Source organism: Bacillus sp. FSL W7-1085, assembly GCF_038595035.1.
Lineage (GTDB): Bacteria > Bacillota > Bacilli > Bacillales > Bacillaceae > Bacillus > Bacillus altitudinis.
In genome coordinates this window covers 34,576-56,797 of the sequence record NZ_CP152000.1, presented here as the reverse complement: position 1 = coordinate 56,797, position 22,222 = coordinate 34,576, and the positions used below count along the sequence as shown (strand labels likewise).

General features: G+C 42.6%; 23 protein-coding genes and 2 rRNA genes. 1 reads left to right on the top strand and 24 read right to left on the bottom strand.

Translation table 11 applies throughout. The features are described from left to right. Positions 1-37: 37 nt before the first annotated feature. The 9 genes from ispE to metG form a co-directional block, all read right to left on the bottom strand. Entirely contained in the window at positions 38-907 is an 870-nt protein-coding gene (gene ispE, locus MKY11_RS00300) for a 4-(cytidine 5'-diphospho)-2-C-methyl-D-erythritol kinase (protein WP_017359321.1), read from the bottom strand. Positions 908-1,054: 147 nt separating this feature from the next. Continuing rightward, entirely contained in the window at positions 1,055-1,240 is a 186-nt protein-coding gene (locus MKY11_RS00295; RefSeq protein WP_017366434.1) for a small, acid-soluble spore protein, alpha/beta type, read from the bottom strand. A 161-nt stretch (positions 1,241-1,401) separates the two neighbouring features. Further along, positions 1,402-1,659 (bottom strand): Veg family protein, encoded by a 258-nt coding sequence (locus MKY11_RS00290; protein WP_003217979.1) that lies wholly within the window; start codon positions 1,657-1,659, stop codon positions 1,402-1,404. Between the two features lie 213 nt (positions 1,660-1,872). Beyond that, complete coding sequence (gene yabG / locus MKY11_RS00285) at positions 1,873-2,757, bottom strand: sporulation peptidase YabG (RefSeq protein ID WP_007496216.1); 885 nt, start codon at positions 2,755-2,757, stop codon at positions 1,873-1,875. A gap of 288 nt (positions 2,758-3,045) precedes the next feature. Next, a complete protein-coding gene (gene rsmA, locus MKY11_RS00280) occupies positions 3,046-3,924 on the bottom strand; it encodes a 16S rRNA (adenine(1518)-N(6)/adenine(1519)-N(6))-dimethyltransferase RsmA (RefSeq protein WP_008341873.1) in 879 nt (292 codons plus the stop codon). Further along, positions 3,917-4,477: a ribonuclease M5 gene (gene rnmV, locus MKY11_RS00275; protein ID WP_024719356.1), complete on the bottom strand. Its 561-nt coding sequence runs from the start codon at positions 4,475-4,477 to the stop codon at positions 3,917-3,919. The genes rsmA and rnmV overlap by 8 nt, the downstream gene beginning before the upstream one ends. Positions 4,478-4,637: 160 nt before the next feature. Next, on the bottom strand, positions 4,638-5,840 hold the full coding sequence (locus MKY11_RS00270; RefSeq protein ID WP_335350726.1) for a ubiquitin-like domain-containing protein: 1,203 nt from the start codon (positions 5,838-5,840) through the stop codon (positions 4,638-4,640). 244 nt (positions 5,841-6,084) lie between these two features. Next, entirely contained in the window at positions 6,085-6,852 is a 768-nt protein-coding gene (locus MKY11_RS00265) for a TatD family hydrolase (protein ID WP_017359325.1), read from the bottom strand. An 81-nt stretch (positions 6,853-6,933) separates the two neighbouring features. After that, positions 6,934-8,934, bottom strand: coding sequence for a methionine--tRNA ligase (gene metG / locus MKY11_RS00260; protein WP_135009444.1), 2,001 nt, complete (start codon positions 8,932-8,934; stop codon positions 6,934-6,936). A gap of 519 nt (positions 8,935-9,453) precedes the next feature. Here metG and MKY11_RS00255 point away from each other — a divergent pair. After that, on the top strand, positions 9,454-9,744 hold the full coding sequence (locus MKY11_RS00255; protein WP_087975202.1) for an AbrB/MazE/SpoVT family DNA-binding domain-containing protein: 291 nt from the start codon (positions 9,454-9,456) through the stop codon (positions 9,742-9,744). Between the two features lie 44 nt (positions 9,745-9,788). Here MKY11_RS00255 and rsmI read toward each other — a convergent pair whose 3' ends face one another. The 15 genes from rsmI to MKY11_RS00180 form a co-directional block, all read right to left on the bottom strand. Further along, the gene (gene rsmI, locus MKY11_RS00250; protein ID WP_284725962.1) at positions 9,789-10,670 is read right to left on the bottom strand and encodes a 16S rRNA (cytidine(1402)-2'-O)-methyltransferase; all 882 of its coding nucleotides are present in this window, start codon (positions 10,668-10,670) and stop codon (positions 9,789-9,791) included. Further along, a complete protein-coding gene (locus tag MKY11_RS00245) occupies positions 10,645-10,944 on the bottom strand; it encodes a GIY-YIG nuclease family protein (RefSeq protein ID WP_024719353.1) in 300 nt (99 codons plus the stop codon). The genes rsmI and MKY11_RS00245 overlap by 26 nt, the downstream gene beginning before the upstream one ends. After that, on the bottom strand, positions 10,931-11,674 hold the full coding sequence (locus tag MKY11_RS00240) for a tRNA1(Val) (adenine(37)-N6)-methyltransferase (RefSeq protein WP_268372949.1): 744 nt from the start codon (positions 11,672-11,674) through the stop codon (positions 10,931-10,933). Before MKY11_RS00240 ends, MKY11_RS00245 begins: the two co-directional genes overlap by 14 nt. A 55-nt stretch (positions 11,675-11,729) precedes the next feature. Beyond that, a complete protein-coding gene (gene yabA / locus MKY11_RS00235; protein ID WP_007496228.1) occupies positions 11,730-12,083 on the bottom strand; it encodes a DNA replication initiation control protein YabA in 354 nt (117 codons plus the stop codon). A 14-nt stretch (positions 12,084-12,097) separates the two neighbouring features. After that, the gene (locus tag MKY11_RS00230) at positions 12,098-12,925 is read right to left on the bottom strand and encodes a stage 0 sporulation family protein (RefSeq protein ID WP_024719352.1); all 828 of its coding nucleotides are present in this window, start codon (positions 12,923-12,925) and stop codon (positions 12,098-12,100) included. 2 nt (positions 12,926-12,927) lie between these two features. After that, the gene (gene holB / locus MKY11_RS00225) at positions 12,928-13,917 is read right to left on the bottom strand and encodes a DNA polymerase III subunit delta' (protein WP_024719351.1); all 990 of its coding nucleotides are present in this window, start codon (positions 13,915-13,917) and stop codon (positions 12,928-12,930) included. An 11-nt stretch (positions 13,918-13,928) separates the two neighbouring features. Next, positions 13,929-14,369, bottom strand: a complete 441-nt coding sequence (locus tag MKY11_RS00220; RefSeq protein ID WP_008341898.1) for a YaaR family protein — start codon at positions 14,367-14,369, stop codon at positions 13,929-13,931. A gap of 12 nt (positions 14,370-14,381) precedes the next feature. Further along, the gene (locus tag MKY11_RS00215) at positions 14,382-14,711 is read right to left on the bottom strand and encodes a cyclic-di-AMP receptor (RefSeq protein WP_012008640.1); all 330 of its coding nucleotides are present in this window, start codon (positions 14,709-14,711) and stop codon (positions 14,382-14,384) included. A gap of 79 nt (positions 14,712-14,790) precedes the next feature. Then, positions 14,791-15,429 carry a dTMP kinase gene (gene tmk / locus MKY11_RS00210; RefSeq protein ID WP_007496237.1) on the bottom strand — a complete coding sequence of 213 codons (639 nt, stop codon included), beginning with the start codon at positions 15,427-15,429 and terminating at the stop codon, positions 14,791-14,793. Then, the gene (locus tag MKY11_RS00205; protein ID WP_326378203.1) at positions 15,426-16,832 is read right to left on the bottom strand and encodes an aminotransferase class I/II-fold pyridoxal phosphate-dependent enzyme; all 1,407 of its coding nucleotides are present in this window, start codon (positions 16,830-16,832) and stop codon (positions 15,426-15,428) included. Before MKY11_RS00205 ends, tmk begins: the two co-directional genes overlap by 4 nt. A gap of 77 nt (positions 16,833-16,909) precedes the next feature. Further along, entirely contained in the window at positions 16,910-17,971 is a 1,062-nt protein-coding gene (locus MKY11_RS00200) for a toxic anion resistance protein (RefSeq protein ID WP_342501731.1), read from the bottom strand. Between the two features lie 21 nt (positions 17,972-17,992). Continuing rightward, a complete protein-coding gene (locus MKY11_RS00195) occupies positions 17,993-18,607 on the bottom strand; it encodes a 5-bromo-4-chloroindolyl phosphate hydrolysis family protein (RefSeq protein WP_327862460.1) in 615 nt (204 codons plus the stop codon). A gap of 128 nt (positions 18,608-18,735) precedes the next feature. Then, the gene (locus MKY11_RS00190; RefSeq protein WP_017359334.1) at positions 18,736-18,927 is read right to left on the bottom strand and encodes a sigma factor G inhibitor Gin; all 192 of its coding nucleotides are present in this window, start codon (positions 18,925-18,927) and stop codon (positions 18,736-18,738) included. A 170-nt stretch (positions 18,928-19,097) separates the two neighbouring features. After that, positions 19,098-19,213 (bottom strand): 5S ribosomal RNA (rrf, locus tag MKY11_RS00185). A 61-nt stretch (positions 19,214-19,274) separates the two neighbouring features. Beyond that, positions 19,275-22,205, bottom strand: a 23S ribosomal RNA gene (locus MKY11_RS00180). Positions 22,206-22,222 lie beyond the last annotated feature (17 nt).

Below are 22,222 nucleotides of genomic sequence, written 5' to 3'. Positions count from 1 at the left end.
CGAATAATTTATGAATAATATAACTTAATATACGGATTTAATCAAGGGTATTTTGTTCGCCGATCATGCGGACAGCGTAAACCTGATCACAAAATCCTCTCAGTCCGTTATATATTCTTTGTACCTTCGATTCATATTGAATCAAGCCAAATACAGTTGGCCCGCTGCCGCTCATTAATACAGCATCTGCTCCGAAACGCTTCATCTGTCTCTTAATCATATCGACTTCTGGATACATCTTTAATGTCACAGATTCCAACACGTTACCGAGTGAGCCGCACATCTCTTTATAATCTTTCGCTTCAATTGCTTCAATCATACGCTGTACATTTGGGTGTTCTACTTTGCTTGCGTCATATTGTCTGTAGACCTCAGCTGTAGATACCCCAATCACCGGCTTCGCTAAAATCACCCAGCAATGCGGCGGTGTCGCAATATGCTTTAGTTTCTCTCCACGTCCTGTCGCTAGCGCTGTCCCTCCGTGTACACAAAAAGAGACATCTGAGCCGATCTCCGCTCCAAGCTCAGCTAGTTCATCTAACGTGAGATTTAACTTCCACAAACGGTTTAAGCCGCGAAGCGCTGCTGCGGCATCACTGCTGCCTCCAGCTAAACCTGCTGCGACGGGAATTGCTTTTGTGATGACAATCGATACGCCTTTTTGAATACCGAATCTTGTTTTTAATAATTTAGCTGCCTGATAAGCCAAATTCCGTTGATCATCTGGCACAAAACGGTTATGAGATGATACACGGATTTCGTCTTTGTCCAGCTCCGTCAGCTCTAGTCGATCTGCAAGATCTATTGTTGTCATCACCATCTCCACTTCGTGATATCCATCCGGTCTTTTTCCATGAACATCAAGTGAGAGATTAATTTTTGCCGGTGCTTTTTCTAAAATACGCAAACATTTCACCTACTTCTCCATCTAAACATAAGTATCAATATTGTATCACATTTGATGGATCTGATGAATATTGGCTTTTGCCCCCAGCACACTCACTTTTTCAAGCAAAAAAGACCAGAGACACCCGAGGTATCCCTGATCATTTCTTTATCGTTGATTCTCTTCTTGAGCCATGTGCTGTTGAGCTAATTCAATGGCACGTTTGACCATATTTCCTGCGTCACGCGCACGAATCTCTCCCCAGCCTCCATTTTTGACGGTATCATAAAATCCAAGATCCTTCGCCAGCTCGTATTTGAACTCATCTGACATAATGCCTCGGCGTCTACCCAAACGAAACAGCCCCTTTGGTCGAGAATTCGAATCATCGCCACTCATTTGTGGCTTTCTTATTTTGCATCGATTCCTGCCTTTTACCCCTTTCAAATAATGGACAGCCTCCCATACAGAAAAAAGGCAAAACAAAAAGCAGTAAACAAAAAGTTCACTGCCCATTAATAGGCGACTGAGCTAGCGGTATCATCGAACGTTAATTCGACCGTCTCAGTCAGTATATCTGCATAACTGTAAGAAACTCTTTCAAACGAATTCTCATCTTGATCTAATTGAATCACAAAAACAGAAGGGTACGTTTCAGCTAAAATGCCCGAACGCTCAATTGTTTTTCGGCGGCCTCCGTTAGCCTTTAACGTCAAACGTTTACCTAAGTTACCATCAAGCGATCTTTTGATGTCGGACAAAGTCTTCGCCATTGCATCCACCTCACTGAGATAATTATACAACAACGGCCCATTTTTGTCAAATAAAAATTAAATTATATCAACCAACACGAGCCATTGTCAACAAAATAATTTTGACAAACTTCTACCTTTTCTCCTCCCTATTTTTCTCAAATTCCGGTGAATTATGTATTCATATGAAATTTCTTTTTGAGCATAAAAAAAACCAGACTGAAATCAGTCGGGTTATGTCGATTCATGGTCTCTTTTATATGGCATACCTACCCTTAAAACACCCCTTGTTTCAATCCCTCCGAGACCTTTTTCTCTCGTCAGCGTATTTCGGAGCACATCCCACACGTTGATTCGATCTACAAATGGAGTGAAGCTGATCTTGGCAACAATATAGACGGGGTCAAGTGCATGAATGTTGACACGTGAGGGTGAGCTTGCAAAATTAGCACCTGCTTGAATTAATGATTCAAAATGAGATTGGCAGGCACCTGCAAAGATCACGAGCTGATCTAAATGCGGAACCTTCCTTCTTGCCTTTTGAACCGTTTCAACGAAATGACGAGAATGACGATATGCACCGATATCGTGTACACCGCCCTTTTGTTTAGAATACGCATCATGTCCTGTGATGACCAAAATATCAGGCCGGTATTGATCAATTAATGAATCAATCATGCTTGGCATTTTCTTCTCGTGGCAATGCACACCATACACAGGTACACCGATTCTTTCATATACATCTAAGCATTTCTTTAAGTATGAAGCATCTCCATCTAAATGCAGAACCTTTCCGGGCATATGAAAATACTGCTCCTGATGCTGATATTGTCCAGACGTATAATACTCTTGTTTTTCACGAAGCAGCTGATAATCTTGCCTGAGTAAGTCGAGCGATTCGTTAATTTTCCGTTCATCGTCCTTCTCTCTTGTCAGCTGCTCCTCTTTTTGAATCAAGACCAAATCTGACATCTTCGCATCGGCAATCAGCCTCACTTCATTCCCATGCAAAATGGCGGTGGCTTCGTGCTGGTCTGTCTCATCAATTCGAATGATACGAAACATAATATCCATCTGATAGGATGCCCTCGTCACCATATCTCCTATTTGAAATTGCATGCTTTTCACTCCACAATCAGGCTCTTATCCTGTTGGTATCGTCTTACGCTACACTTGTTCTTCTTTCAGGTGTGTTGTTCTTTCTAGCCTATGCCTGAACAGGTGAAGTGGTGAAAACCAAAAGAAAAAAGCCCTTATGAAAGGGCTTTGTCTTCTTTTCAGCGTGATAGAAAACCTTTGCAGCTCTAGGAAGGACGAGTACTGGCGCGGAGCGAATTTGACATTCGTGAGCACCAGCGCGCAGGACTGACACCGAATGCGAGGGTTTGTCTACACGCTGAAAAGCCCTTATGAAAGGGCTTTGTGTAAAACATTGGACAAACGGGCAAATTCATCGATTGACAATGATTCACCGCGACGTTTCCCATCAACCTCAGCTGTTACAAGGGCTTCTTCAATGATGGCTTTATGTTTCTTGCCATCTGGCAGATTGTTCATCAAGTTATTCATCAATGTCTTCCGGCGCTGGCCAAAACTCGCACGAATCAGTTGAAAGAAAAACGTATCATTGTCTACTGAGACCGCAGGTGTTTCACGAACAGTTAGTTTGATCACCGCTGAATCCACATTTGGTTGTGGGACGAAAACCGTTTTCGGCACAACCATGACCGTCTTCGCTTCTGTATAAAATTGCACTGCAATCGACAAAGAGTTGTATTCTTTTGATGAAGGAACAGCAGCCATGCGATCTGCTACTTCTTTTTGCAGCATGACAACGATTCCTTTCAATGGAAGGTTTTCTTCAAGCAATTTCATAATAATTGGTGTCGTCACATAATAAGGAAGGTTTGCTACGACCATTACTTCTTTACAGTCAGCAAACTGTTCTTCAATCACCTTTCTTACATCTGCCTTCAATACGTCTTGATGAATAATGGTGACATTATCATATGGAGAAAGCGTATCGTTTAAAATCGGCAATAGGCGCTGGTCGATTTCAAAAGCCGTGACTTTCTTTGCCCGTTTGGCGAGCTGTTCAGTCAACGCACCGATACCAGGGCCAATTTCAATCACACCGGTCTCATCCGTAATCTCTGCATGATCGACAATGCGATCTAAAATATTCGTATCAATTAAAAAGTTTTGCCCTAAGCTCTTTTTAAAAGAGAAACCGTACTTCTTCAGTATTTCCTTCGTTCTGATGGGCGTCGCAATATCTTTATTCATCGGCTTCCTCCTGCATGACGGTCTTTAAGGCCGCAATAAAATCCTCTTTCGTTATTTGGAACATGTGAAGACGCTTTTGCAGCTGCTTCGCATTTGTATATCCTATATTTAAAAGCATACCTAATCGTTCGCGACGGCGTTTTGATGCTTCGCCTCCGATAAGGCCTGCGTCAAATAAATCGTCTAACGTAATCTCGCTTTCTGATTCTTCCATTTCCTCATGGACATGTGCAAGGCATTCTCGAATACTATCCAAGGAAGCATGCTCGACACCAATTCCTTTGTCCCGCTTCGCTTTCGCAAGGTGTTTTGGTAAAAAGGCGTGCTTACAGCCAGGGACAGCCTCTGCGATGGTTTTACGGATCTTTTCCCCAGGGAAATCAGGATCAGTTAAAATGATAACCCCCCTCGTCTCCTGAGCAAGACGCACTTGTTGAATGACTGTATCGCCAATGGCAGATCCATTCGTTTCAATCGTATCTGCATCAACTGCCATCTTTACTCTAGCAGTGTCGTCACGACCCTCCACCACAATGATTTCTTTGATTTTCATGTATTCCTCCGCTTGCAAAAACAATCTACATTTTTTTGTCAAAAAATGAAACCTTCCATGCTGTTTTTGCGTCTAATTAATTAGAAAACAGTGCTTCTATTATAACCAAAAAAACAGAGGGTGCGCAAAGCCCTCTGTTCATATAAATGATTTGATGTGTTTATTTGAGCACTCTAATTTTCACTCGTTTATTTCCCCATTGATAAGCTGCCGACTTACTTGGGACGAACACATCAATTTTATTCCCTTTTATAGCAGATCCAGTGTCTGATGCAACGGCATACCCATAGCCTTCCACATACACTTTAGAGCCCAGCGGAATGACACTCGGATCTACTGCTATGACCTTTGCACCCGGATTTGCTTTTAAATTAAAGCCTGTAGACGTTCTACCCGTACATCCAGCACAGCCCGCTGTATAGGCTGTGGACGTCACATAGAACTCTTTTCCTGACGATTCATTACTTCTTGAAACCGCAGGGGACGCTTTAGGTTCTTTCTTGGACACTTGTGTACCAACGGCCACTAAACGATCCTTACTGTCTTTTGCAGTAACCTCTTTAATTAATTCTTTAGACACCACTTTGCCGTTTTCTTTCACAATGGCATAGTGCTTCTTCAATTTACCTTCTTCACCTTTTTCAAGCACCTTCTCTTTTCCTTTTTCAAGAGATCGATCCTTTTTATGTTTGGTATCAAAAGCAATTTTCTCTTCCACTACATCGGTGACTTTTTCCACCCGAGTGATCTTCACATCTGCGCTTTTTTTAGAAAGGTGACTATGTAACGCAGGTTTGATCTTATCGTGCTTCTTGAGCTTCAGCTCTTGTTGCTTTAAAAAGTCAGCGACCGTAGTCGAAGTGGTCCACACTTTCTTATCCTTTCCTCCATCGTTTAAGCTGACCTGAAAGGCCTGCTGAACCACAAGATCCATATTCTTTTCAATCTTGTCATTCTTTCCTGGAGTTACTTGATCGTGCTTCCCAATATCTATCTTCTCATTCTTCAATAATGCTCCAACCGTCTGATCTGTTGTCCATATCGTTTTCTCTTTCCCATCTAGGGTGAGATGAACCGGTATAGCCGCATCATACACAATGTTCATGTTGTCTTGAATCTTTGTATTTAGACTTGGAGAGATATGATCCTCCGCCCTGGTCCTTATTCCAAGGTCTGAAAGCAGCTGTGCTACTGTCTCTTCATGTGTACGAATTGTCTTCTCTTTGCCATTGATTGAAATGGTAATAGACTGCTTAGTGAGCTCATGCGCACCGTAAGCCGTCCCAGTTCCAGCTAAAAGCAAGCAAGCGACTAGAAATAAAACCTTGCCTTTTCCTAGCTTGACAGAAAACAGATTTTTCATTTTTTGTACGATGAAAAACGCCTCCTTCTCCTCGGAGAGATTATATAGAGTATCTCAAAACCTGTCAACCCTTCCACCCACTGTACAAAAATGCTCGATTGTAAACCTATTATGGGAGATTTTTGGAAGGAAGGGAAGAAAGACTTATCGACAACTTATCCTATGAGGAGGCGCAAACGTGTAGAACTTTTTCGTTATGTTTCACAATTGGACAAGCTTAAACAAGGATTGACATCATATACTGTCAGTTTATACGGAAAACTTTTTTCGCATTTTCTGTTGTCAATGCAGCAAGCTCTTCAAAGCTTATTTCTCGCAATTCAGCAATTTGTTCTGCGATATATTTCACATAGCTCGGCTCATTTCGTTTCCCTCTAAATGGCGCTGGAGTTAAATACGGGCAGTCTGTCTCAATCAGAAGACGATCACTTGGAATATCCTTGACAACTTCTTTCGGTTTTTTCGCATTTTTAAATGTCACAGGTCCACCGAATGAGATATAAAAGTTCATTTCCATACACGCTTTTGCAATTTCGAGGCTGCCAGTAAAGCAGTGCATAATTCCTCCGACTTCTGCCGCTCCTTCTTCTTTTAAGATCGTCACTACATCTTCCGTAGCGTCACGGTTATGAATGATAATTGGCAGATTCACTTCTTTTGCAAGAGCAATTTGACGTCTAAAGACTTCTTTTTGCACATCTTTTGGCGACTTGTCCCAATAGTAATCTAGACCCATTTCTCCAATGGCAACAACCTTTTCATGTTGAGATAATTCTTTGATCCAAGCCAAATCTTCATCTGTCATATCAATGGCATCAACAGGATGCCAGCCGATGGCTGCATACATAAAATCATATGCTTCAATTAGCTCCATCGCTCTCGTAATGGTTGGACGATCAAACCCGACCACCACAATCTTCTCTACCTTTTCACTTTTGGCTCTTTCAATCACCTGCTCTAAGTCTTCATTATATTGTTCAGCATTTAAGTGGGCATGTGTGTCAAATAACATGGTTGATTGCTCCTTTCGACAATTCTTCTGAAAAACAAAAGGTGTTCGACGAAATGTTACACGTGGAACACCTTTGTTAAATTATAAAATTTTCGTTCCATTTGCTAGAGATTGATCTACTTCAAGAACCTGCAATTTACCAGTAGTTTCTCCAGTTAAAATCATTCCCTGGGAAATTTCCCCTCTTAGTTTAACTGGTGTGAGATTCGCTACGCAGACGAGCTTCTTCCCTACCAATTCTTCTGGTTGATAATGCTTGGCAATCCCTGAGACAATTTGTCTCTTTTCAAATCCAAAATCAAGCTGAAGCTTTAAGAGACGGTCAGCTTTTTTCACTGGTGCTGCTTCCAATACTTGTGCTACACGAAGGTCAACTTTCGAAAAATCATCGAAGGCAATTTCGGCACCCAGTTCAGGCAATTCAGTTTCTTCTATTTCAACTGACTCTTCTTCTACCTTAGGCGCACTTCCTTGCATCTTCTCTTTAATGTATGCCACTTCTTCTTCAACCTCTAAACGAGGGAACAACGGCTCACCTTTTTGTACCGTCGCTTTTTGAATCGCACCGAAAGAAAGAATGCTTTCCCAGCTTTTGAGTTTCTCTTCTTCAATTCCAAGCTGGAAGAAGATTTTCTCAGGTGTTTTTGTTAAGAATGGTGTTAACAATACAGCTGTGATTCGAAGTGATTCTGCTAAATGGTACATCACAGAATGCAGTTCTTTTCGTTTTGTTTCATCCTTCGCTAATACCCAAGGAGCTGTTTGATCAATATATTTATTCGTTCTGCTGATTAATGTCCAAACATTTGAAAGAGCCACCGAGAATTCGAGGTTCTCCATCGCTTCTTCATAAGCTTTCACCGTTTGTTCAGCTACAGCTTTTAGTTCCTCATCAAACTCATTGACTGGTCCCTTATAGCTGCTTAATGTACCGTCGAAGTATTTTTGCACCATCGCCACTGTACGGTTAAGTAAGTTCCCTAAATCATTGGCAAGGTCATAGTTTACACGTTCCACGAATCCTTCTGGTGTAAACACACCGTCTGCACCAAATGGTACTTCGCGTAGCAGGTAATAACGAAGAGCATCAAGACCATAGCGATCAATTAACGTAACAGGATCTACTACGTTCCCTTTTGATTTAGACATTTTGCCATCTTTCATGAGCAGCCAGCCATGTGCGAAAATTTGTTTTGGCAGCGGCAGATCAAGTGCCATCAGCATAATTGGCCAGTAAATTGTATGGAATCGTACAATTTCTTTCCCGACTAGGTGTACGTTGGCAGGCCAATATTTTTTATATTTTTCATCTTGATCGGTTCCGTAGCCAATCGCTGTTAAGTAGTTGAATAACGCATCAATCCATACATAGATGACGTGCTTCGGATTATTAGGTACTTTAATGCCCCAATCAAAGGTTGTTCTTGATACAGCTAAATCCTCTAACCCCGGTTTAATGAAGTTATTAATCATTTCATTCTTTCTTGATTCAGGCTGAATGAACGACGGGTTCTTTTCGTAATAGTCTAGTAAGCGATCTGCATACTTACTCATACGGAAGAAATATGATTCCTCTTTAATCAATTCAACAGGATGTCCACTGTCTGGGCTTTTCCCTCCAATGACTTCCCCTTTCTCATTTCGCTCAACATCAACAAGCTGTGTTTCCGTATAGAATGTTTCATCAGGAATACTGTACCAGCCCTCATATTGATCTAAATAAATATCTCCTTGATCAAGCAACTTTTGGAAGACTTGCTCAATGATTTTCGTATGTCTTTTTTCCGTTGTACGAATGAAATCATCGTTTGAAATGTCGAGTTTCTTCCATAATGATTTAATGTCAGCAACGACCGGATCTAAATACTCAATCGGTGTAATATTTTGTTCTTCAGCTTTTTGCTGAATTTTTTGTCCGTGCTCATCTGTACCCGTTAAATACATCACATCATAGCCTTGCAGACGTTTATATCGAGCCATGGCATCCCCTGCCACTGTCGTATAAGCATGTCCAATATGTAATTTTCCGCTCGGATAGTAAATTGGTGTAGTCAGATAAAACGTTTTTTTCTTTTCCGGCATGTCGGAACCTCCTGCTTGTGTGTAAATGTCAAAAACTCCCGCCCAATGGACGAGAGCGGTCATCATACTTCATTAAAATGTGTCAGATCATTTCATTATGTTTTGCACTTGTGCTTTCTCTATGATACCATCTTAGCCTTTAAGATCAAGCATATATACATAGAACAGATTGAAATGAACGAAAAAGATGAGTTTTTCGAAAAAAACGACAAACCGCTCGACATTTTGTCGAATATTGTCGTATGAAATCTATTTCCAGATTTACAATTGGCTAAATTAGGGCAAAAGTCTTGTTAATCTGTTATCGTCATTTTTCATATTTTTATAGATAAATTCTGAAAAATCCTTATACACCGGTAGTTTCAAGGTCCTTTGACTTTAAGAGTCATATTTTACAAACAATAGTAAACAAAATGATTGACGATTTATGGAAACCTTGTTATGCTAGGAATGTAAGGAATTTGTCGAATAATGACGAAGATAATATTATATTAAGAATAAGAACTTTTTGGGAGGAGAATGAAGATGAAATCTACAGGTATTGTACGTAAAGTTGACGAATTAGGACGCGTGGTGATTCCAATCGAGCTTCGCCGTACGTTAGGAATCGCAGAAAAAGACGCTTTGGAAATTTATGTTGATGATGAAAAAATTATCCTAAAAAAATATAAACCAAACATGACTTGCCAAGTAACAGGTGAAGTATCAGACGATAACCTTAAACTTGCTAATGGTAAATTAGTTCTTAGCCGTGAAGGTGCAGAGCAAATCATTAACGAAATCCAAAACCAACTTCAATCACAAAAATAAGTTTTATATAAAAAGGTTCTTGCACCGTTTGCAAGAACCTTTCTTTATTGTTCAATATGATACGCATCATAGATCGTTCGCTTTGGCACACCACGTTCGACCGCAGTACGTTTAATAGCCTCTTTTGACGTTAACCCTTCCTCTATGTAATGGATCACGTGCTCTTTTTCAGATAAAGAATTCCACCAAGCTTCTTCATTCAGTTCTTCTTCATCCTGATCATTTCCTTGTACGACGAGACAGAACTCACCACGGATTTGTTGTTCTGTCACCCAAGCCAGCGCGTATTCTAAATCTCCACGAATGAACTCTTCAAATTTCTTTGTCAGTTCTCTCGTAATGGCAATATTCCGGTTCCCCCACACTTCTTTCATCACAGTCAGCGTTTCTTTTAACCGATGGGGCGCTTCATAGAAAACAATTGTTTCTTGGCGTTTCTTCAATGCTTCCAGCTGTTTTTTCTTTTCCTTTTTTTGACGATCAAGAAAACCGTAAAAGAAAAATGGCTGAGGTGCGATTCCTGACGCAATGAGCGCCGTAAGTGCTGCATTTGCACCAGGTAACGGAATGACATAGCCTCCGATGTTCGTAAAGTCGCGAACCACTTCGGCTCCTGGATCAGAGATCGTCGGTAAACCGGCATCGCTCACGAGTGCAATGTTCTTTCCTTCTTTTAACCATTCGATTAACTTGTGACCACTGCTATCTTTGTTATGTTCATGATAACTCGTTAATGGGGTATCAATTTCATAGACATGACAAAGCTTTTTCGTTTGTCTCGTATCTTCTGCGGCAATATAGTCTACATCTTTTAACGTTTGTATCGCTCGAAACGTCATATCTTCTAAGTTTCCAATCGGGGTTGGTACGAGATAAAGAATCCCCATTTCTGATTGACCATCAAAGCTTTTCTGTGTCTTTTTCATGTGCCGCCTCCTTTTTGATTCGCTTTTCTTCTATATACATGTCCTTTTTTCGACGTGTCCACGTTTTGAAACGATATTCCTGTTGCATGGCTTCTCTTTTGGTTAAAAAGCATTCGTGGTAATAGAGTTCCACCGGCCGTCTAGCTCTCGTATACTTTGCACCCTTCCCACTATTATGGGCAGTCAGCCTTTTTTGTAAGTTATTTGTATACCCAGCGTACAAACTGCCATCTGCACATTTCAATACATAGAAATAATGACTATGCTTCTCCATACAGTATCGTCCTGATTTCTTTTGTATACTCTTGGTCTTCTCCATAAACAAAAAGCGGCGGGAGGATTTTCAAATCCGGTTTTCCATCTTTCATCCCTTCCACTAAAATGGTATTCGCTTCTTTTCCCTGTTTCGGATATACAAATTGAATTCGTTTTGGCTCAATTCGATATTTCTTCATCATTTCAACAATCTCAAGCAGCCGTCCAGGGCGATGAACCATTGCCAGTTTGCCTCCTTGCTTTAGCAAAGTGGAAGAAACACGAATGACATCTTCTAATGTACAATGAATCTCATGACGTGCAATCGCCAAATACTCATTTTCATTGATTTCATCCTTAGAAGGAGTCTTAAAATATGGCGGATTACAAGTAATCACGTCTACTTTGTGGTTTCCGTACCGTTTAGGCATATCATTTAAATCACCATGGATCAACTCAATCTGCTGCTCCAGTTGATTATGCACCACACTTCTCTTTGCCATATCAAACAGACGTTCTTGAATTTCAACCCCTGTAATAGAGGCTTTAGATCTCGTCGAAAGCAGCAATGGAACGATGCCATTTCCCGTACAAAGATCAATAATCTCCCCTTTTTGAATCGGCACATACGCAAATTTTGCTAATAACACTGCATCCAATGAAAAGGCGAACACCGTTTTACTTTGAATAATTTTCATATCTTCTGCAAGCAAGTAGTCTAAACGTTCATCTTCTCTTAACGAAACCATGATGTATCCTTTCTTTTCCTGTGAAAAAGGCTCCCGATTCAGCGGAAGCCTTTTCTCATTTTTTATTTAAAAATGACAGACAGAACAAACAGTCTCCCTCTTTCCGAATGCTCCCATAATGTACATTACAAATATGGAAGCCCTCCTGATATAAACGAGCTAGGTTATCATGACCTTCTCCTATATCAGAATGACTTGGCTTCTGGGCAGAATCATGCTCTGCCTCAGACGATTTATCTCGATCGGATTGATCCAGACGTTCACGCAAGTGCTGATTCTCCATCTGCAGCTGATGATTTTCTTCAATCACTTCACCGATATGATTTTTCAAATCACCTAGCTGGCGATAAAGAGAACCGATTTGTTCTTCTAAATTAATCACCGTATCAAATAGTTCCTTTTTATCCAAGGTGGCACACCTCGTTACTCAGTTGTTTGTGCAGATACAACGCCTTCTTGTATTAATTCTTCCCAAGTATATTCTATCACTTTTTCTTGCCCGGTTAATTCAACTTGCAAAATTCGTTCTAAAATATTAAGCCCTACTACCTTTGCAGAGCCATTAGACGTCTGAATCGTTTCACCGATGTCCGGTAATTGTTCTTTTGCTGTTTCGTACTCATCATTCTCATATTTCAAGCAGCACATCAAACGGCCGCAAAGCCCTGAAATTTTGGTAGGGTTTAACGAGAGGTTTTGATCTTTTGCCATTTTAATGGACACAGGTTCAAAATCTCCTAAGAAAGTTGAACAGCAAAGCATACGTCCACACGGACCAATGCCGCCTAGCATTTTCGCCTCGTCTCTTACACCGATTTGACGAAGTTCAATTCTCGTCTTGAAGATAGATGCAAGATCCTTGACCAGCTCACGGAAATCTACTCTGCCATCCGCTGTAAAATAGAAGATGACCTTGTTGCGGTCGAATGTAAATTCGACATCGACCAGTTTCATTTCCAGGCCGTGTTCACTTACTTTCTGAAGACATGTGTCAAAGGCTGCCATCGCTGCTTCTTTGTTCTCCTCAACGATGAGCCGGTCTCGTTCGTCTGCGACGCGAATCACCTTACGCAAAGGGAGAACCACATCGTGTTCATCTACTTTTTTATTGGCGATGACCACTTGCCCGTACTCAACACCTCTAACCGTTTCTACAATGACACAACTATCATTTTCTATATGAAATCCATTAGGATCGAAATAATAGATTTTGCCCGCTTTTTTAAAGCGAACACCAATTACGTTGTACAAGCTTATCCCTCCTGCAACATCAACACCAATTGCTCCATTAGCCCTTGGGCATTCACGTTGGATTGAAGTCTCTTTTTCGCTTCTAATACAGCAAGGATCTGATTCGTCACCATTTGCTGTGTGGAATGCAGCGCGTGCTGCTTCATTGTCTGGAATAAGTCTTGATAAATGACTTTATCTTCATTTCCTATTTGAATCGACAATACATCACGATATATAAATAAAAGCATATCAAGACCAGTTTCTTGAAGGTCTTTCTCTTTGAAAAAAGGCATCCATTGATCTTGTATATAAAAAAATGCATGTTCTTTTCGCTGGTGTAAGACTTCATACAATTTTATCACTTTCGCTCTAGACTCTGCAAACTGATCATTTCGACTTAATTCGAGTGCTTCTGCTAAATTATTGGTTAAATTCGACAAAAGCCTTGCGAGATCCTGAGACACGCCTTCTTGTAAAAGCTGCTGCTCCAAAGATTGCGGCTGCAGCGGCTGAAAGCTAAGCATCTGACATCTTGAAATAATCGTATCCAGCATTTTATGCGATTGTTCAGTGATTAAAACTGCCATCGTTTCCCGGTTGGGCTCCTCTAGGAACTTTAATAAACTGTTCGCAGCATTGACCGTCATTTTGTCCGCATGGAGAATGATATACATTTTCCGATGCGATTCTACGCCTGCTTTTGTAAATTCCTCCTGCAGAGCCTGCACTTGCGCCTTCTTAATTGATTGACCGTCAGGCTGCACTAGATGTAAATCTGGATGGTTGCCAGACTGAATTCTTTTGCAGTTTTGACAGGACTCGCATGGTTTCACTCCTGCTTCCAAACAAAAAAAGCTCTTCGCTAAAAGCATCGCAGCATCTAGCTTTCCTGTCCCTTTTTTTCCTTCAAATAAGTAAGCATGAGCCAGTCGGTCTTTATCAATACTATTAAAAATCAGCCGCATGACGCGCGGCTGTAGATCATTCATGTCATCCCAGCTAATTGCCATGTTATCACTCTCTATGTGTAAAGGTTAATCAATAAACCTTTTATTTCTCCAATACGTTCAAGCAAATCAATCGAGGGTTTCTCTTGATTCATCATATCCTCTGTTAACTCAATCAGCTTTTCATCTAATGCTTTGACTAAAGCGAGTGTTCGTGTGTTGCCATAAATGTCAAAGCTCCTTGATGTCTCTATATTTAATCCATTATCGACTGTTTCTTTTACAAAGCGTTTCACAAGTCCTTTAAACCTAGCCAAATCTTTAAGGTTTCGTGACTTTGTCAGTTTCTTGCCGAAGACTTCGATATCGCTCAGCATGACTGTCAGCTGCTCTAAACGCATTTTACCACTTTGTGTCTCCATCGATGATTTAAACGATGCTGAAGTTTGGCTTCCTTTCATCGCTTGAAGTTCACGCTTTTCTAAAAGCAGCCGCATATCTTGATTAATTTTCACAGCAACCCATCCTTAAAATTGATGAAATTGTTCAACTGGCAGAATAAAGACGGTAGCTCCACCAACTTCAACCTCAACAGGGTATGGTACATATGAATCTGCATTTCCACCCATTGGTGATACAGGCGCGATCATTTGATCTCGTTTACGGCAATTTTCCTTGATTAGCTGTAACGCTTTATCCACTCGGACATCATCGCAACCAATGATAAAAGTCGTGTTCCCAGACTTTAGAAATCCACCAGTCGAAGCTAATTTTGTCACGCCGAATTGATGTTCGGTCAATATTTTCAATAACTTGCTGCTATCTTGATCCTGTACAACGGCAACAATTAATTTCATTTGATTGGCCTCCTTCATTTTAGGCACAGGTGACATGCCGATGTCTTCCTCTATATTATAACAACGATTGGGAATGAGGTCATATTTGATTTTTCTTTAATGTGTCCTGAATCAGCTGAAACACTTCATTAAAGACATCCTGAACAGGCTGAGACGCATCTACTACACGGAATCGTTCTGGTGATTGCGCAATCAGCAGCTCATATCCTTCTCTGACCATTTGATGAAAATTCAGTGTTTCCATGTCTAATCGATTTTTTTCTCTTCCTTGATTGGCATCAATTCGCTTTAGACCTTCCTCTGGTGTAATGGAAAAGTAAATGGTCATTTGCGGCATCGTGCCATCAATGGCAAAATCATTAATGGATTTGACTTCTTCAATCCCAAGCCCTCTCGCATAGCCCTGATAAGCAAGGGAGCTGTCGACAAAACGATCACATAAAACAGTTTCCCCCCGCTTCAATGCCGGTTCTACTTTTTCAGCCAAATGCTGCCTTCTAGCTGCTGCATAAAGCAATGCCTCTGTTTTTGCGTCCATTTTTGTATTTTTTTCATTTAAAATGACTTCACGAATTTGCTCTGCAATGTCGATGCCTCCAGGCTCACGTGTCGCCATCACTGCATATCCTTGACGTTCCATTTCTTCGTACACTTTTCGAATCACTGTCGTTTTTCCAGCACCCTCAGGCCCTTCAAACGTAATAAACATACCGCTCATAGTGTCTCCTCTTCTATATAAACATATAATTTTCTCTGGTGAATCACCTGACTTGCTTGCACATGAACTTGATGCCCAAGCAAACGGCTTAACGTCGCAATTTGATCTGATTCAATCGGTTCTCCTTTAATCATCAAAGGAATGCCAGGCGGATAGGGAATGACCGATTCTGCACTAATCCGGCCAACTGCTTTTTCGAATGGAACAGCTTCTACATCTCGCTTTTGCTGATCGTCCTCTAAGAAGAGCGATCCCGTTTGAGGCTCTTTTTTTACAAGCAATGAATCACTTTGCTGAAGAGCCTGCTCTATAGCTGTAAAAGGAATGTCCTTTGTCTGCCTTAGACCAAAAACGAGTAAGACTTGATGTTCATCCGCAAGTTCTGGGTGAACCTCCACCGACTCAAGCACCTTTTTGAGTTCATAGCCTGTCAGCCCTTTTGTTGAACGAATGACACATTTTAATGGATCCATAGGTAAAGAGTCAGACTCAACCACTTCGAGATTGGAGATCATATTGAACTGTGCTTTCAGCTTTGCCAAGTCTCTCATGATTTCGTCCATTAACCCTTTTCCCTTCAACTCCTCCACATAAGCTCTCGCCACATCTAACGAAGCCATAATTGGATAGGAAGGTGAACTGCTTTGAAGCATCGTTAATAACGTCTTTATCCGCTTCACATCAATTCGGTCTCCTTGAAGATGGAGATAAGACCCCATCGTCATTGCCGGAAGGGTTTTATGTGCTGATTGTACCACCACGTCTGCTCCATAGGAAAGGGCAGATGGAGGAAAGGCACCACCTAATACAAAATGAGCACCATGTGCCTCATCAACTAATACAATGATGCCAGCTTCATGACACATTTGAATGAGCCCTGATAAATCAGCTGCATGTCCGTAGTAGTTCGGATATGTCAAAACGATTGCCCGGCAGTTAGGATGTGTCGCCATAGCTTGTTTAACTGTTTCCTCCGTCACATGAGTTGGGACGTGCAAGTGCGGATCACTCTCAGTTTCTAACATAATAGGCGTCGCTCCCGCAAGCTCAATCGCATGGAACACAGACTTATGACAATTTCGCTGAACGAAAATGCCCTCCCCAGCCTGACACGCAGACATCACCATCGCCAAATTGCCAACGGTTGTGCCATTCACAAGGAAAAAACTTTGTTTAGCTCCATATAGCTTTGCCAATAAATCCTCTGCCTCTTGAATCACCCCAGTCGGATGGTGAAGATCATCTAGACCTTCAAGTTCTGTCACATCCAGCTGAAGAATGGATGCATAATAGGACCGTGCCTCATCAAAAAAGACATCTCCATTGTGATGTCCCGGAACGTGAAAAGAATAGGGCTTCTTTTCCGCATGTTGTGATAATGCTGTATATAAAGGTGTTTTCAAACAAATCGACCCTTTTCACTTAAACGATATCTTATATCTATTATAACGTTCAAACAAGTGAACTGAAAGATGGATTCTCATTCCTTTATTGGTTTATGATTCACCAGCTTCTGCTCTGCCTCATACATGCTACTTTTTAATTGAGCTCGTTCTTGGCTCCCATGTTCTTTTACCTGCAACGTTTCCTGCAATGTTTCGGCCAATTGGCGCTGAACCTTTTTCAACGTATCTATAGGCGTTAAGGATGCATCTTCAAGCAACTGTCCTTGCTGCTTCGATACCTGTTCATATGTTTGCTGGATACGCTGCTCAAGCGCTGAATTGGCTCGCTGCTGAATATGATTGAACGCAATCGACATTTGGTTAATCCATAAAGGAATTGATGCGGAAACAGTTGATTGAATATGATTGGCTAATGTATGGTTTGTATGCTGAATCATTCGAATTTGGGCATTACATTGCAGTGCGATTTGACGGCTCAACAGCAAATCATACTTCCGTTCTTTTAATCTCTCCATATATTCTTCTTCATCGACTTCCCGACTCATCAATTGTTCCTCTAATGTCCGATCATGTGACTGTGATTCTGTTAGGGCATGTTGCTCTAACAGCGTCAATTTTACTTCAACTGCTGCAACCTGTAACGTCATCTCTTGAAAGTATGATTGATTTTCTTCAAATAAACGCTCCAATAACTTATGGTCCGAAATTAACACGCCTCTTGCGTAACGCAGCCTTGCTGACAATCTCTCTATCTGTGCTTCTGCTTGTTTAAAACGAGATATGATCTCCTGAGTAGAACGCTTTTCTCGCTGAAATAACCTTAAAAAAAAGCCTCGCTTCTTTGGCAATAAATCCTCTGGCTCCACTAAATGCAGTTGCTGTAAAAAAGCTTCTAGAACGTCTCCGATTTGGTCAATATCTTTTTTCTCCACATATTGCATCATTTGTTTTGATTGTTCTAACAATCGTTCCTGCACACGTGTGCCATAGAAAAGCAGTTTTTGTGGATGGTCAGGGATCTTCTCAGCTCGCTGTAGCGCCTCCTGCTTTTCCTCATCAGATAAGGTATCAAACACCCGAAACGGAAGATCTGTAGTAGATGGGGTTGGTGGTATGACTGGATCTTCTGGTTTCATCGAGTTTGACTCCTTTCATGTCTATTTTTTAATCATTTTATCGGCCACTTCAAGTTCAATATGAAGTGCTTCTATATCTCTTCCTAAAACTTGCTGTAAATCATTCGTTAATTGCTTTTGCAGTTCAGTCAGCGTGACTCGAGTTTGGCTTAATGTCATTTCAAGCTCATGGCTACGATTCGGCTGATTATACAGCAGTGCATATTTCTCAGTTAATTCAACAACAGAATCCAAACTCTCAAAATAAAACCGCTGTGCATCATAAAACCGGTTCGGTTCCTTTTTTGTTATCGTATAGATGCGTCGTGCAAGCCGAAGAATTTCAAAATTATGCTTGATCGTCTGTACGTTCTTCACAGCAAATAAAGCTTTCTTCAAACGAACCAGCTTTTGCCCAGCTTCTTTTAAGTGCTGTTTAATATATACATAATCACTGCGAGACAGTCCGTGTTTCTTCAAAAACAACTGGAAGGCAGCCCATCGGCTTCCTGCAAACATCACACCCCACCCAATCATCGCATACAGTATCGACAATCCAACATGATGATGGAAAACACCAATACTGACAGTTAAAATCACCAGCGAAAAAAGAGTAGAGAGAACGGCCCATGCAAATGTGTAAAAAATTGATTTCATGTTCATCGACTCCTATGAATAATCAGGCTCTCTGTTTATCTTATTATTTATTACGGTTGATGTCCAAACTAAGTTCCAAAAAACAGGCCCAATCCCCGATTGCCCATAAAAAAAGACCATCTAATGGTCTATGAATACAAAGGCGGCGTATGAAGATTTTTAAGCTTTCTTACATAATCAGCATAACTAGGATCCGAGGTTGATGTAGAAATTAACTTCCGTTCACAATCTCGGCATAAAAACTGATGATATAAATAAATTCCCTTTGTTTTTTTCTCTTCACAAATCAAACAAATTGCTTCTCGCTCTTTTTTGCTCATTGTGACACCTCCACTTATAGCTTCAGTATGCCCTAGCGCTTTCAATTGTATACAAAATTAAGAATGTTTTAGATGATAGTTTAGTATATGTATCCATGCCAGATCGAGTGTTTGTTCCTTTTTTAAAATACAAAAAAGACCAGTTCCGATTGGAACTGATCCTTTGAAAAGCTTGGCGGCGTCCTACTCTCACAGGGGGAAACCCCCAACTACCATCGGCGCTGAAGAGCTTAACTTCCGTGTTCGGTATGGGAACGGGTGTGACCTCTTCGCTATCGCCACCAAACCTGATGGAGAGAATGTTCTCTCAAAACTAGATAACAATGTTCATTTTTCACATTAGAATATAGGTTAAGTCCTCGATCTATTAGTATCTGTCAGCTCCACGTGTCACCACGCTTCCACCTCAGACCTATCAACCTGATCATCTTTCAGGGATCTTACTTCCTTGCGGAATGGGAAATCTCATCTTGAGGGGGGCTTCATGCTTAGATGCTTTCAGCACTTATCCCGTCCGCACATAGCTACCCAGCGATGCCCTTGGCAGAACAACTGGTACACCAGCGGTGCGTCCATCCCGGTCCTCTCGTACTAAGGACAGCTCCTCTCAAATTTCCTGCGCCCGCGACGGATAGGGACCGAACTGTCTCACGACGTTCTGAACCCAGCTCGCGTACCGCTTTAATGGGCGAACAGCCCAACCCTTGGGACCGACTACAGCCCCAGGATGCGATGAGCCGACATCGAGGTGCCAAACCTCCCCGTCGATGTGGACTCTTGGGGGAGATAAGCCTGTTATCCCCGGGGTAGCTTTTATCCGTTGAGCGATGGCCCTTCCATGCGGAACCACCGGATCACTAAGCCCGACTTTCGTCCCTGCTCGACTTGTAGGTCTCGCAGTCAAGCTCCCTTGTGCCTTTACACTCTGCGAATGATTTCCAACCATTCTGAGGGAACCTTTGGGCGCCTCCGTTACATTTTAGGAGGCGACCGCCCCAGTCAAACTGCCCACCTGACACTGTCTCCCTGCCCGATAAGGGCAGCGGGTTAGAAGGTCAATACAGCCAGGGTAGTATCCCACCGATGCCTCCACCGAAGCTAGCGCTCCGGTTTCCAAGGCTCCTACCTATCCTGTACAAGCTGTACCAACATTCAATATCAGGCTGCAGTAAAGCTCCACGGGGTCTTTCCGTCCTGTCGCGGGTAACCTGCATCTTCACAGGTACTATAATTTCACCGAGTCTCTCGTTGAGACAGTGCCCAGATCGTTGCGCCTTTCGTGCGGGTCGGAACTTACCCGACAAGGAATTTCGCTACCTTAGGACCGTTATAGTTACGGCCGCCGTTTACTGGGGCTTCAATTCGCACCTTCGCTTACGCTAAGCGCTCCTCTTAACCTTCCAGCACCGGGCAGGCGTCAGCCCCTATACTTCGCCTTACGGCTTCGCAGAGACCTGTGTTTTTGCTAAACAGTCGCCTGGGCCTATTCACTGCGGCTTCTCGGGGCTTTAACACCCTAAGAAGCACCCCTTCTCCCGAAGTTACGGGGTCATTTTGCCGAGTTCCTTAACGAGAGTTCTCTCGATCACCTTAGGATTCTCTCCTCGCCTACCTGTGTCGGTTTGCGGTACGGGCACCTCTCACCTCGCTAGAGGCTTTTCTTGGCAGTGTGGAATCAGGAACTTCGCTACTAAATTTCGCTCGCCATCACAGCTCAGCCTTCACGGGAAACGGATTTGCCTATTTCCCAGCCTAACTGCTTGGACGCGGATATCCAATACCGCGCTTACCCTATCCTCCTGCGTCCCCCCATTGCTCAAATGGTGAGGAGGTGGTACAGGAATATCAACCTGTTGTCCATCGCCTACGCCTTTCGGCCTCGGCTTAGGTCCCGACTAACCCTGAGCGGACGAGCCTTCCTCAGGAAACCTTAGGCATTCGGTGGACGGGATTCTCACCCGTCTTTCGCTACTCATACCGGCATTCTCACTTCTAAGCGCTCCACCAGTCCTTCCGGTCTGACTTCACTGCACTTAGAACGCTCTCCTACCACTGTTCGTAAGAACAGTCCGCAGCTTCGGTGATACGTTTAGCCCCGGTACATTTTCGGCGCAGAGTCACTCGACCAGTGAGCTATTACGCACTCTTTAAATGGTGGCTGCTTCTAAGCCAACATCCTGGTTGTCTAAGCAACTCCACATCCTTTTCCACTTAACGTATACTTTGGGACCTTAGCTGGCGGTCTGGGCTGTTTCCCTTTCGACTACGGATCTTATCACTCGCAGTCTGACTCCCAAGGATAAGTCATCGGCATTCGGAGTTTGACTGAATTCGGTAACCCGGTAGGGGCCCCTAGTCCAATCAGTGCTCTACCTCCGAGACTCTTACCTTGAGGCTAGCCCTAAAGCTATTTCGGAGAGAACCAGCTATCTCCAGGTTCGATTGGCATTTCACCCCTACCCACACCTCATCCCCGCACTTTTCAACGTGCGTGGGTTCGGGCCTCCATTCAGTGTTACCTGAACTTCACCCTGGACATGGGTAGATCACCTGGTTTCGGGTCTACGACCACGTACTCATGCGCCCTATTCAGACTCGCTTTCGCTGCGGCTCCGCATCTTCTGCTTAACCTTGCACGGGATCGTAACTCGCCGGTTCATTCTACAAAAGGCACGCCATCACCCGTTAACGGGCTCTGACTACTTGTAGGCACACGGTTTCAGGATCTATTTCACTCCCCTTCCGGGGTGCTTTTCACCTTTCCCTCACGGTACTGGTTCACTATCGGTCACTAGGGAGTATTTAGCCTTGGGAGATGGTCCTCCCGGATTCCGACGGAATTTCACGTGTTCCGCCGTACTCAGGATCCACTCTGGAGAGAACAACATTTCAGTTACAGGGCTGTTACCTTCTTTGGCGGGCCTTTCCAGACCTCTTCGCTTATATCGTTCCTTTGTAACTCCGTATAGAGTGTCCTACAACCCCAAGAGGCAAGCCTCTTGGTTTGGGCTGTTCCCGTTTCGCTCGCCGCTACTCAGGGAATCGCATTTGCTTTCTCTTCCTCCGGGTACTTAGATGTTTCAGTTCCCCGGGTATGCCTTCTCATACTCTATGTATTCAAGTATGGATACTACTCCATTACGAGCAGTGGGTTTCCCCATTCGGAAATCTCCGGATCAAAGCTTGCTTACAGCTCCCCGAAGCATATCGGTGTTCGTCCCGTCCTTCATCGGCTCCTAGTGCCAAGGCATCCACCGTGCGCCCTTTCTAACTTAACCATTTCTTACTTTAGAAA